Raw genomic sequence first — 11,482 nt, forward strand, 5'->3', positions numbered from 1 at the left:
CCCGCCTGTCAGAAGGCGGCGTTGAGCCGATCCATCAATGCCCGGGCCGGATTGGGTTCCGCCTGCGCCCGCGGACGCGCCATGCGATCCTGAAGGCGCGCGACCCTTTCGTAAAGGTCCTGGCTTGCCTCTATCAATGCGCGGGCGGCGAAGGGGAAGTTGCCGGCCACCGAAGGATCGGTGGTCGCGGCATGGCCGAGGCGGTATTTCTCGTCCAGCATTTCCGCATCGCTGAGTTCCCCCCGTTGCCAGGCGCGCTGGCTCAGCAACCAGGCGATGATGTGCATGAGGCGCGTCGTGACCTTGAGCGATTCGCAGGCGAAGGCGACGCGGCGAAGCGGATCGTCCGTCTCCGGATCGCCTCCCTCCCGCACGTCGAAATAGGCGCGCGCTTCATCCGCCATCACCATGGCTTCGACATAGAGACCGTCGACAAGGCGGCGATGCAGGCCCTGTTCAAGAGAAGCGGCGAGTTTCATGGCCGATATGTGCCATAGAGCGGGCGCCTTGTCAGTCCCGATGCGGGCCCGTTAACCCCGAATTGTGTCATTCGGGATCAGTCGGGACCGCACTGGCCATAATCCGTTCAACCGTTCAAGCGATGATGTCGGGGACGAGCTGATCCTCCAGCAGGGCCATTTCGTCGCGCAGGCGCAATTTCCGCTTCTTGAGGCGCGCGACCTGCATCTGGTCGCCCGAACCGGAGTCCACCAGCGCGCTGATGGCGCTGTCCAGGTCGCGATGCTCGATTCGCAACAATTCCAGCCGACGCATGATGTCTTCGCGGCTCACCATACACCTACTTTCGCACCCATTGCCGTCCCATCGCCCCTTGATAGCCCGGCGGGCCGGCACGAACCATCGCAAATTTCAAAGCGGCCCGTCGCAAAGCGCGAATCGCCCGAAGACACGGCCAGCGAATCGTGATCTACTCGTTCATCCATTGCCCTCGTAAGGAGAATGTCATGGAAAACAGCCACATTTCAGCTCTTTCGGCCAAGCATGCCGGGCTTGAGGCTCGAATCAAGGCGGAGACGAGTCGTCCCATGCCTGACGCGATCCTGGTGGCCTCGCTCAAGAAGCAGAAGCTTCGGCTGAAGGAGGAAATGGAGGCGCAACACTGACAGCGGTGACGCCTGTGTGAAAGGCATGGATCGGCGGTCCCTTGCCGCTGATCCTGCCCTTCCGGGAGAAGCTCCGGGGCCATGCCTTGCGGGGCTTTTTTGTTGGCGGCGGCAATCCGAGCCACCCTGTAATCCGCTTTGGATGCTCAGCGCATGAAGCGGCGCTGGCGCAGATAATCGGGCACCGCAAGCTGTCCTTCCGGCGCGGAAACCCGGCGGCGCGCGAGTTGGGGATCGATCGGCACGTCGAACGCGATGCCGATGCGATCCTCCCGTGACCAGACGACCGAACCGTGGACCTGACCGATGCCGCGCAGGTCGAAGCGAATGCGGATGCCGTTGGGCACGGCGCGCTCACAATCGGCCATGAGGCCGGTGGCGGAAAGATTGCGGACGCGGGCGCGGCCGAGCGGAACCCCGTCGGCCGAGCTTAGATTGGTGAGCAGGAAAAGGCTGTCGCGCGGGCCGGAACGCGCCGGACCACGATCACCATCATCCTGATTGCTATCCATCGACAACGCCCTGCAAGATCACTGGAATTTCCCGGCGACCCTGCCATGGCGGCATGGATAAAAGGTTAATCGTCGCGAGAGACTTTTTCCTGCCGCTCGTGCCGTTCCTGCGCTTCGACCGTCATGGTCGCGATCGGGCGGGCTTCCAGGCGGCCCAGCGAAATCGGTTCGCCAGTCACTTCGCAATAGCCATATTCGCCCTCGTCGATGCGGCGGAGCGCGGCGTCGATCTTGGAGATGAGCTTGCGCTGGCGGTCGCGGGTGCGCAGCTCGATCGACCAGTCGGTCTCGCTCGATGCGCGGTCGTTGAGGTCGGGTTCGCGGAGCGGTTCGTTCTGCAGGACGGCCAATGTCCCTTCCGCTTCGGCCAGGATCTGCTTCTTCCAGTCCCACAGGCGCTGCCGGAAATATTCCAACTGGAGCGGGTTCATGAACTCTTCGTCTGCGGAAGGACGATAGTCGGGTGGGAGTGTTACAGCCGATTTCGGCGGATTTTGGCCGTCTTTATCGGAATTCAGGACCGATGCCATCTGGCTCTCCGACTCGCGGGACCCCCGATGCTGAAAGTGCCGGGGTATCCGTGACTTGTGGTTGACGGCGCCTAATAGCCAGCGCCAAGGCCTGAGACAAGCGGGCAATCGGTCGTCCGGCGCGCCGGCCGCGCATTGCGGCGCGCTTATCCCCAGAAAATTCGCGATTCCCGGCCATCGGCAGATCATAAAAGAAAATAGACCAGCCGTATCGCCCAAGCGGCCGGCCGCCGTATCACAATGGGACGTTAACCATATGAGTTCATAATTTGTTAGTTTTTTCCTCGACTTGACCCCGATATTCAGAGTTAACGCCATTGAAGTTAACGCTTTGTTTTGCGTTGTTAGCAATAGGGAACGGCCCCGCATCCGTTACTGCGCAACGCGGTGACGAGATCGTCAGGCCGAAGACAAACAAGAGTGGAACCTATGTCGGTACGGATGGCATTGGCTAAATTATGCGCTTGCGCCGCCGGCGGCGCGATCATCGGCGGCGGCGCCGTCCATGTCGCGGAAAGCGCGCGTCCGGCAGGGGTTCAGAGCACGAAGAGCGTCAAGGCGGCGCCCCGCAAGCATTATGCGGTGCGCAAGGTGCAGCGCGTGGTGAAGACGGTTTCCTGCGCCCCGCAGACGGTGACGGTGACCACCCAGGCGGCGCCCATCCCCCTGCCGGCGCCGGTCGCGGCCGCGGAAATGCCGGTCATGTCCGGCGGTGGCGGCGGCGCGCCGGTGGTGCTGGCGGGTGGCCCCGGCTTTGGCGGCGGCGGGTTTTTCGGCGGCTTCTTCGGCGGCAGCAGCGGCGGTTCGGGCGGATCGGTAGTGATCTCCTCCACCAGCAGCTCGACCGGCGGCATCACCAGTTCCACCAGTTCGACCACGGGCGGCGTGTCCACCTCGACCGGCGGGGTTTCGACGTCCACGGGCGGGGTTTCCACCTCATCCGGCAATGTGTCGACATCCTCCGGTAATGTGTCGACCTCTTCGGGCAACGTCTCGACCTCCAGCGGCAATGTGACCAGCAGCTCCTCGACGTCGAGCTCCACGTCCAGCTCCTCTTCGACCAGTTCCTCGACCAGCAGCTCGACGTCGTCTTCGTCCTCGACGTCCTCTTCATCCAGTTCGTCGGGCGGCGACCATCATCATCCGCCGCCGCCGACCGACGTGCCGGCGCCGCCGATGGTGCTGCTGTTCGGGGCGGGCGCGGCGGCCCTGCTGGCGCGCAAGCGTTTCGCGCGCGCCAAGGCGGGCACCGAGGGTTAACCGCGGGGCGACCCGGCCGGCGCATCCGGGGGGAGCGCCGGCCGGGTCGGGTCTCAACTCGTCGCGATGATCCGCTCGATTTCCGGCACCGGGTGGTTCGACAGGTCCTTGGCGATCTCACCCACCAGCCGGCTCTGCACTTCCTTGTGATAATGTTTGCGCATTTCGCCCAGAGCGGCGGGCGGCGCGACGACGATCAGCTTTTCGAAATCATTGGCGAGCGCGCGGCGCTTCAGCAATTCTGCCGCTTCCGCGGCGAAGCGCGCTTCCTCCAGATCGTGGAAATTGGTCTGCTCGACGGAGCCGCGATGGCTCGCGACCGAATTGGGCCCGCGTCCCGTGCCGTCGGAGGCCTGCTCGCGATCGGGGGGATTATCCTGCTCCTTCACCTCCTCCGTTTCCAGATTGGGAAAGGCCGGGCTGCCCTTGTTGCGAAAGAACAGCATCTTGCGCCCATCGGCCACCAGCACCATCGCGTCATGGTCTATCTGCATCGTCCCGTTCCTCTTTTCTCAACGCCTGATTTTACCACCAACGGACGGCGGTGTGCAGGGTTGCGCGGCTGGTCGCAGAACGGCATAGGGCTGACCCATGCACGACATTCGTTTCATTCGCGAAAATCCCGCCGCTTTCGACGCGGGGCTGGCCCGGCGCGGGCTTGAACCGCTAAGCGCGGAGTTGCTGGCGCTGGACGAACGGAGCCGCGCGATCAAGACCGCGCTGCAACAGGGTCAGGCGCGCCGCAATGAAGCGAGCAAGGCCATCGGCCAGGCGATGGCGCAGAAGGACATGGCGACGGCCGACGCGCTGAAGACCGAAGTCGCGGCGCTCAAGGAGAGTCTGCCCGCCCTGGAGGCGGAGGATCGCGAGATTGGCGAAGCATTGGCGGCGCGGCTGGCGGCGATCCCCAACCTGCCGGCGGACGACGTGCCGACGGGGGAGGACGAGGTCCAGAATGTCGAGGTGGCACGGTGGGGCGAACCGCGGAGCTTCCCCTTCACGCCGAAGGATCATGCCGATTTCGGCCCGGCGCTGGGGCTGGATTTCGAAGGCGGCGCGGCGCTTTCCGGGGCGCGCTTTACCGCGCTGCGCGGGCAGATGGCGCGGCTGCACCGCGCGCTGGCGCAGTTCATGCTGGACCGCCAGTCGGGCGAAAACGGCTATGAGGAGGTCAACCCGCCGCTGCTGGTGAAGGATGAGGCCCTGTTCGGCACGGGACAGTTGCCGAAATTCGCGGAGGACCTGTTCAGGACCACCGATGGGCGCTGGCTGATTCCCACGGCGGAGGTTTCCCTCACTAATCTGGTGCGCGAACAGATCGTGGCGGTGGAAAGCCTGCCGCTGCGGCTGACGGCGCTGACACCTTGTTTCCGGTCGGAAGCCGGATCGGCCGGGCGCGACACGCGCGGCTTCATCCGCCAGCACCAGTTCGAGAAGGTCGAACTGGTGGCGATCTGCAGGCCCGAGGAATCCGAGGCCGAGCATGAGCGCATGTGCGCCGCGGCTGAGGGGGTTTTGCAGGCGCTTGGCCTGCCCTATCGGAAGGTGCTGCTGTGCACCGGCGACATGGGCTTTGGCGCGCGGAAGACATGGGATCTGGAAGTCTGGCTGCCTAGCCAGCAGACCTATCGCGAGATCAGTTCCGTCTCCAATTGCGGCGATTTCCAGGCGCGGCGGATGAACGCGCGCTACAAGCCGGAGGGGGAGAAGCAGACGCGCTTCCTCCATACGCTGAACGGGTCGGGACTGGCCGTGGGACGGACGCTGGTGGCGGTTCTGGAAAATTACCAGCAGGAGGACGGCAGCGTGATCGTGCCGGAAGTGCTGGCCCCCTATATGGGCGGGGTGACGCGGTTGCGGCCCCGATAGGCTGCCGACCCCCAAGCGAAGGGATTCCAGATATATGCGCATCCTGCTCACCAATGACGACGGGGTCCATGCGCCGGGCCTGACCGTGCTGGAGGAGATCGCCCGGACGCTGTCGGACGACATCTGGATCGTCGCGCCGAGCGAGGAGCAGTCCGGCGCCGGCCACAGCCTGACGCTGACGCGGCCGTTGCGCGTCCGGCAGCATGGCGAGAAGCATTTCAGCGTATCGGGAACGCCGACCGACGCGGTGATGATGGCGGTCGGCCATCTGATGAAGGATGCGAAGCCCGATCTGGTGCTGTCAGGCGTCAATCGCGGCGCCAACCTGGCGGAGGACGTGACCTATTCGGGCACGGTATCGGCCGCGATGGAGGGCGCGATCTCGGGCATCAGATCGATCGCGCTCAGCCAGGTCTATGTGCGGGAGGGGATGGGCGACGCCGTGCCCTTCGCGGCGGCGCGGGCCTGGGGCGAGCGGGTGCTGCGCCCGCTGATCGCCATGCCGGCCAGCCCCCGGCTGCTGTTCAACGTGAACTTCCCGGCCGTCGAACCCGAAGCCGTCAAGGGCATCAGCGTGGTGCGGCAGGGCTTTCACGATGTGGACCGGACGAAGATCATCCATGGCACCGATCCGCGCGGCTATGATTATTACTGGTTCGGCCTGGGCAAGAGCGACTCCGTGCCGGAGGGCAGCGATCTGGCCGCCATTGCCGAAGGCTATGTGACGGTGACGCCGCTGCATTACGACCTGACGCAGGACAGCGCGATCGCGGCGACGGCGCAGGCCTTCGGAGGGCAGGTCGGCTGACGGCATGTTCCTGCCCAGGCGGGGATATGGTTTTGCAGTCGGCCGGAACGGAATCTGGCCATGGCGCGGCCAGAGCGTTAAAGACATGGCGATGTCGCGCGCATTCCTTCTTCCTGCCTTCACCATTCCCACGATGCTTCCCGTCCGTATCATCGAAGAAAAGGTCCGATGAGGATCGTTCCGGTAAGGCCGCCGTCCAGCGCGGCGGGCTTTCTGCGGCGGCGGTCTTCGCTGCCGATCTGGGCCGATCTCACCTGGCGCGTGGGACTGGTGTTCGGCCTGATCGGGCTGGTGTTGCTGATCCACTGGGTCGGCCGGGATGGATTGAAGGACAATCTCGACGACAGGATCAGCTTCGTCGACGTGCTCTATTTCACCACCGTCACCGTGACGACGGTCGGCTATGGCGACATCGTGCCGGTCAGCCCGGAAGCCCGGCTGTTCGAGGCATTGCTGGTGACGCCGATCCGCCTGTTCGTCTGGCTGATCTTCCTCGGCACGGCCTATAATCTCTTTTTCCGCAACATCCTCTACAGGTGGCGCATGGCTCGCATTCAGGCCGATCTGCACAATCATATCGTCGTGACCGGCTTCGGCACCAGCGGGGCCGAGGCGGTGCGCGAGCTACTGGCGCGGGGCGTCGATCCGCGCGAGATCGTGGTGGTCGACCCGGTAGAGAAGGCGCTGGCCGAGGCCGAAGCGCTGGGCTGCAACATATTGTGCGGCGATTCGACGCGGGACCGGACGCTGAACGATGTCGCGATCCACCGGGCGCGGACGCTGATCGTGTCGGCGGGGCGGGACGACACCTCGATCCTCATCACCCTGACGGCGCGGCATCTGGCCCCTCGCCTGCCCATCAGCATCGTCGTGCGCAACGAGGATAACGAACTGCCCGCGCGGCAGGCGGGCGCGACCACCGTGATCAACCCGGTCAGCTTCGCCGGGCTGCTGCTGGCGGGCAGCACCAGCGGCCAGCATATTGCCGACTATATGTCGGACCTTGCCGCTTCGGGCGGTCAGGTGAAGCTGAACGAACGCTTCGTTCTGCCGGAGGAGATCGGGCAACCGCTTTCCGCCATCGCCACTGGTCTGGGGGTACGCATCTACCGCGACGGGCGGGCCATCGGCTTCTGGGAAGAGGGCGCGGCCCGGCTCCAGACCGGCGACCTGATCATAGAGATCGTGCAGGGCGCGGCCGCCGGGGAAGCCCGGTCCCTGCCCTGATTTCCTGCCCCCGTGACATTGCGCGCAAAAATCCCTATGTGCGCGCCGATCATGGCAACCAAAATTCCCGAAGCGCCGAAGGTCGGCATGGTGTCGCTGGGCTGTCCCAAGGCGCTGGTCGACAGCGAGCGCATCCTGACCAAGCTGCGTTCCGACGGCTATCAGATGTCCGCCGACTATGCCGGCGCCGACGTCGTGCTGGTCAACACCTGCGGTTTCCTCGATTCGGCCAAGGAAGAATCGCTGGAAGCCATTGGAGAGGCGATTGCGGAGAATGGCCGGGTCATCGTCACCGGCTGCATGGGCAATGAAGCGGAACTGATCCGTCAGAAATTCCCGCAGGTGCTGGCCGTCACCGGCGCGCATCAATATGAGGCGGTGGTGAACGCGGTGCATGAGGCGTCGCCGCCCATCCCCAACGCCTTCGTCGATCTGGTGCCGGAGGGTGGGCTCAAGCTGACCCCGCGCCACTACAGCTATCTGAAGATTTCGGAGGGCTGCAACCATCGCTGCTCCTTCTGCATCATCCCCTCGCTGCGCGGCGATCTGGTCAGCCGGCGCATAGACGCTGTGCTGCGCGAGGCGGAAAAGCTGGTGCATGCCGGAACCCGGGAACTGCTGATCATCAGCCAGGACACCTCCGCTTACGGGGTCGACACCCGGCATGAGGCGCGCCAGTGGAAGGGGCGCGAGGTTCGCGCGCACATGACCGATCTGGCGCGCGAACTGGGGCAGCTTCGCACCGCCGATGGCACGCCGCCCTGGGTCCGTCTGCACTATGTCTATCCCTATCCCCATGTGGATCAGGTGATCCCGCTGATGGCCGATGGGCTGCTGACCCCCTATCTCGACAATCCCTTCCAGCACGCCGCGCCTTCTGTCCTCAAGGCCATGAAGCGCCCGGCGAACGAAGCGAAGGTGCTGGACCGCATCCGCAAATGGCGGGACATCTGCCCGGACATCGCGATCCGTTCCTCCTTCGTCGTCGGCTTTCCCGGCGAGACGGAGGCGGATTTCGACTATCTTCTCCAGTGGCTGGACGAGGCGCAGCTCGACCGCGTGGGAGCCTTCCGCTTCGAACCTGTGGAGGGCGCGGCGGCCAACGACCTGCCCGGCGCCGTGCCGGAAGAGGTCAAGGAAGAACGCTATCAGCGGATCATGGAGAAGACCGCCGCCATTTCCGCCGCACGGTTACAGGCGAAGGTCGGCCGCGTGCTGCCCGTCATCATCGACGAGGTGGGCGAAGCGGACGAGGACGGCTCCATCGGCGCGACCGCGCGCAGCCAAGCCGACGCACCGGAAATCGACGGCAATGTCTTCCTGCGCGACGTGGGCGAAGGCTTGCAGCCGGGCAGCATCCTGAACGTGCTGATCGAGGATGCCGACGAGCATGACCTTTACGGAGTGCCGTCGGTTTAGGGCACCATGTTCCTGCGAGGGCATGAACCCAGTTCCGACGTCAGAACGGAACGCCCGCCTTCGCAGGGGCACGGCGCATTGTGGGGGGGGCAGCGTCATTCTGCCGCCGCAAAGGCGTCCTGATATTCCGTCCTGATCGCCTTGCGCATGGCCCCGTCCACAGGCAGCGCGATCTCATAGCTTCCCTCGGCATAGGGCCCGGCGCTGTAGGGACCGACGACCACGGTGACGCCGTCGATCAGCTTGCCGTCCTTCGACGTCGGCACCAGCACCTGCTGCATCGGATCGATGCATTTGGTGAAGTCGTCGTCATCGCTCCGCTTCACCGGCTCGCCGCGCTTTTCGGCGCGAGCCTTGTCCAGTGCGTCGCAGAAGCGGTCATGGATGGCGGCCGCGAAGGCGGCAGGCGAAGTCATCAACGCCGTGACCGCCGTCTCCCGCTTGCGCGCCTTGTCCCACAGCAATGCGTCATAGCCGGTCATGCCATGCGCCCCGCCGGTATAGACATAGCTTTCCGATTGGAGCGCAAGGAAGCGTGGCGTATCGGCGGCGACCGTCCAATGGACGTCAAGCGCATGGGCGCGGAAGGGATAGCCGGACGCGCTGGCGGCCTTCTGGTCTTCGCGCGCCATTTTCAACGCATCCGCCTTGCCGACCTTCAGCGCGTTGCCGAACTTCTCCGCCAGGGCGGGTATCTGCGCGGCCTGGGCAGGGTAGCCATAGGCGAATTCGAGCAGATCGGTCTTCTCCTTCTGCTCGAAGGGTTGGGCGGGCGGCGGCGGCTCCGGCTGGCCGGACATGCGGTTCGCGAAATTGCTGGCCGCGACATCGTTGCCCGGCAGAGCCGCTTCGCCCGCATTCCGGGCATCTTTCGACGGCGAACAGGCGCAAAGCAGCAGGACCGCCCCCAGGGGCAGTCCCGCCAGTCCCCTCCCCTTTATCCGGCGCATCAATGGGCCTTGGCTGCCGCCATGCACCGTTCGCTGATCGCCTTGCGCGCATAGCTGCTCTGGAGCGCCGCGCCGGCATTGGGCCAGCCTTCCGCGATCAATGCCTGCTCCACCGCATGCGCTCCGTCGAAACGCCCGCTTTCCGCCAGCGCATAGGCACGGGCGCGCAGGGCCTGAAGGCGGCCATCGTCGCTGTGCATCATCATGTCTCTCCTTCTTTTAACTTCGTTCAATCTATGCCTGCGCTCCGCCCGACGCAAATGATAGCGCGGTCGAAGGAGGCGCGCGGACGACGAAAGATTGGGCTTTTCTTACCCGCCGCCTTTCTCCAGAACATAGGGCATGAGCGATTTTTCCGACCTGCTGAAAGCCGACAACAATCAACCTGCCCGTTCGATCCTGATCGTGGAGGCGCCAGGGCTGGAAAGCTGGCTGGGAAGCCAGCCGGAGCGTGTGCGCGCGCTGGCCGCCGCGCAGAAATTCAAGGGCAAGGCGCATGAATTCGCCATTCTGCCTGGCGAAGATCCGGCGGACTGGTCGGTAGTGGCGGGCGTCGCTTCCGCCACGAAGCTGGGACCATGGTGCCTTGCCAGGCTGGCCGAGGCCTTGCCCGAGGGGACTTATCGGTTGGTCGAAGGCGCGGCCGGCGCGGCGATGCTGGGATGGCTGACCGCGCAATATCGCTTTGACCGCTATCGCAGCGAAGAAAATGGATCGGGAGCGCGCGTCCTGCTGACCGCGGAAGTGGCGCAGATCGATGCGGCCACGCGCCTGGCGGAGGCGGTGGCGCTGGTGCGCGATCTGGTCAACACGCCCGCCGCCGACATGGGGCCGGCCGAACTGGAAGCTGCAACCCGCAAGGTGGCGGAACGCTTCGGCGCCGACTGCAAGGTGACGAAGGGGGATGCGCTGGAACATGGCTTCCCGATGATCCATGCCGTGGGCAAGGCCGCGGACAAGGGCTTCGCGCCGCGCCTCATCGAATTGCGCTGGGGCGATCCCGGGCACCCGAAGGTCGCGGTCGTCGGCAAGGGCATTTGCTTCGACAGCGGCGGCCTGGACATCAAGCCGTCTTCCGCCATGCGCCTGATGAAGAAGGACATGGGCGGCGCGGCCCATGCCCTGGCGCTGGCGCAGCTTGTCATGGACGCGGGCCTGCCGGTTAGGCTTCACCTGCTGATCCCGGCGGCGGAGAATGCGGTGTCCGGCAATGCCTTCCGGCCCGGCGACATATTGCGGTCGCGCAAGGGGCTGACGGTCGAGATCGGCAATACCGATGCCGAGGGGCGGCTGGTGCTGGGCGACGCGCTGACGCTGGCGGGAGAGGACAAGCCGGACCTGATCATCGACTATGCTACGCTCACCGGCGCGGCGCGGGTGGCCGTGGGGCCGGACCTCCCCGCCCTGTTCGCCAATGACGAGGCGCTCGCCGCAGACATGGATGCGGCCGGGACCGCCGTCGACGATCCGACCTGGCGCCTGCCCCTGTGGGACGGCTATGCGGAAATGCTGAAGTCCGATGTGGCCGACATCAACAATGCGGGCGAAGGCGGCTTTGCCGGGGCGATCACCGCCGCGCTGTTCCTCAGGCGGTTCGTGCCCGACGCCGTGCCCTGGCTGCATCTCGACACCTTTGCCTGGCGTCCCGCCTCCCGGCCGGGGCGGCCCAAGGGGGGCGAGGCGCTGGGACTGCGCGCCGTCTTCCATATGCTGCAAGCGCGCTACGGCCGTAAAAAGTAAAAAGAAAGCGATTGTCCGAGGCCGTTACGCAACCGGATTGGCT

The 11,482-nt window shown here is 65.1% G+C and carries 14 protein-coding genes; 7 read left to right on the forward strand and 7 right to left on the reverse strand.

Annotation, left to right across the window (positions count from 1 at the left end):
• Positions 1-8: 8 nt before the first annotated feature.
• Positions 9-479 carry a DUF1465 family protein gene (locus tag TZ53_RS20825; RefSeq protein ID WP_025548883.1) on the reverse strand — a complete coding sequence of 157 codons (471 nt, stop codon included), beginning with the start codon at positions 477-479 and terminating at the stop codon, positions 9-11.
• 115 nt (positions 480-594) lie between these two features.
• Entirely contained in the window at positions 595-774 is a 180-nt protein-coding gene (locus TZ53_RS20830) for a YdcH family protein (RefSeq protein WP_037482328.1), read from the reverse strand.
• A 191-nt stretch (positions 775-965) separates the two neighbouring features.
• On the opposite strand from TZ53_RS20830, the gene TZ53_RS26275 reads away from it, so the two are divergent.
• Positions 966-1,124, forward strand: coding sequence for a YdcH family protein (locus TZ53_RS26275; RefSeq protein WP_007684009.1), 159 nt, complete (start codon positions 966-968; stop codon positions 1,122-1,124).
• Between the two features lie 146 nt (positions 1,125-1,270).
• Here the strand turns inward: TZ53_RS26275 and TZ53_RS20835 are convergent, their stop codons facing one another.
• Complete coding sequence (locus TZ53_RS20835; protein ID WP_025548880.1) at positions 1,271-1,636, reverse strand: PilZ domain-containing protein; 366 nt, start codon at positions 1,634-1,636, stop codon at positions 1,271-1,273.
• A 65-nt stretch (positions 1,637-1,701) separates the two neighbouring features.
• Complete coding sequence (gene dksA, locus TZ53_RS20840) at positions 1,702-2,166, reverse strand: RNA polymerase-binding protein DksA (protein WP_025160963.1); 465 nt, start codon at positions 2,164-2,166, stop codon at positions 1,702-1,704.
• A gap of 429 nt (positions 2,167-2,595) precedes the next feature.
• Between dksA and TZ53_RS27235 the strand changes: the two genes are divergently transcribed.
• Complete coding sequence (locus tag TZ53_RS27235; RefSeq protein WP_044662574.1) at positions 2,596-3,426, forward strand: hypothetical protein; 831 nt, start codon at positions 2,596-2,598, stop codon at positions 3,424-3,426.
• 53 nt (positions 3,427-3,479) lie between these two features.
• Here TZ53_RS27235 and TZ53_RS20850 read toward each other — a convergent pair whose 3' ends face one another.
• Positions 3,480-3,920 (reverse strand): host attachment family protein, encoded by a 441-nt coding sequence (locus tag TZ53_RS20850; protein ID WP_025548877.1) that lies wholly within the window; start codon positions 3,918-3,920, stop codon positions 3,480-3,482.
• A gap of 97 nt (positions 3,921-4,017) precedes the next feature.
• On the opposite strand from TZ53_RS20850, the gene serS reads away from it, so the two are divergent.
• The 4 genes from serS to rimO all read left to right on the forward strand — a co-directional run bounded on the left by serS (position 4,018) and on the right by rimO (position 8,749).
• Complete coding sequence (gene serS / locus TZ53_RS20855) at positions 4,018-5,295, forward strand: serine--tRNA ligase (RefSeq protein WP_044662575.1); 1,278 nt, start codon at positions 4,018-4,020, stop codon at positions 5,293-5,295.
• Positions 5,296-5,329: 34 nt separating this feature from the next.
• Entirely contained in the window at positions 5,330-6,103 is a 774-nt protein-coding gene (surE, locus tag TZ53_RS20860) for a 5'/3'-nucleotidase SurE (protein WP_044662576.1), read from the forward strand.
• Between the two features lie 168 nt (positions 6,104-6,271).
• Positions 6,272-7,330 carry a potassium channel family protein gene (locus TZ53_RS20865; protein ID WP_044662577.1) on the forward strand — a complete coding sequence of 353 codons (1,059 nt, stop codon included), beginning with the start codon at positions 6,272-6,274 and terminating at the stop codon, positions 7,328-7,330.
• A gap of 36 nt (positions 7,331-7,366) precedes the next feature.
• On the forward strand, positions 7,367-8,749 hold the full coding sequence (rimO, locus tag TZ53_RS20870) for a 30S ribosomal protein S12 methylthiotransferase RimO (RefSeq protein WP_171010080.1): 1,383 nt from the start codon (positions 7,367-7,369) through the stop codon (positions 8,747-8,749).
• Between the two features lie 95 nt (positions 8,750-8,844).
• On the opposite strand, the gene TZ53_RS20875 is transcribed toward rimO, so the two are convergent.
• Together TZ53_RS20875 and TZ53_RS20880 are read right to left on the reverse strand one after the other, a co-directional pair.
• The gene (locus tag TZ53_RS20875; protein WP_044662578.1) at positions 8,845-9,699 is read right to left on the reverse strand and encodes a DUF4163 domain-containing protein; all 855 of its coding nucleotides are present in this window, start codon (positions 9,697-9,699) and stop codon (positions 8,845-8,847) included.
• Complete coding sequence (locus tag TZ53_RS20880) at positions 9,699-9,902, reverse strand: hypothetical protein (RefSeq protein ID WP_007684028.1); 204 nt, start codon at positions 9,900-9,902, stop codon at positions 9,699-9,701. Before TZ53_RS20880 ends, TZ53_RS20875 begins: the two co-directional genes overlap by 1 nt.
• Positions 9,903-10,041: 139 nt before the next feature.
• Between TZ53_RS20880 and TZ53_RS20885 the strand changes: the two genes are divergently transcribed.
• The gene (locus tag TZ53_RS20885; protein ID WP_044662579.1) at positions 10,042-11,439 is read left to right on the forward strand and encodes a leucyl aminopeptidase family protein; all 1,398 of its coding nucleotides are present in this window, start codon (positions 10,042-10,044) and stop codon (positions 11,437-11,439) included.
• The last annotated feature ends 43 nt before the right edge of the window (positions 11,440-11,482 follow it).

The sequence above is a fragment of the Sphingobium sp. YBL2 genome (genome assembly GCF_000943805.1).
GTDB classification, from domain to species: domain Bacteria; phylum Pseudomonadota; class Alphaproteobacteria; order Sphingomonadales; family Sphingomonadaceae; genus Sphingobium; species Sphingobium fuliginis.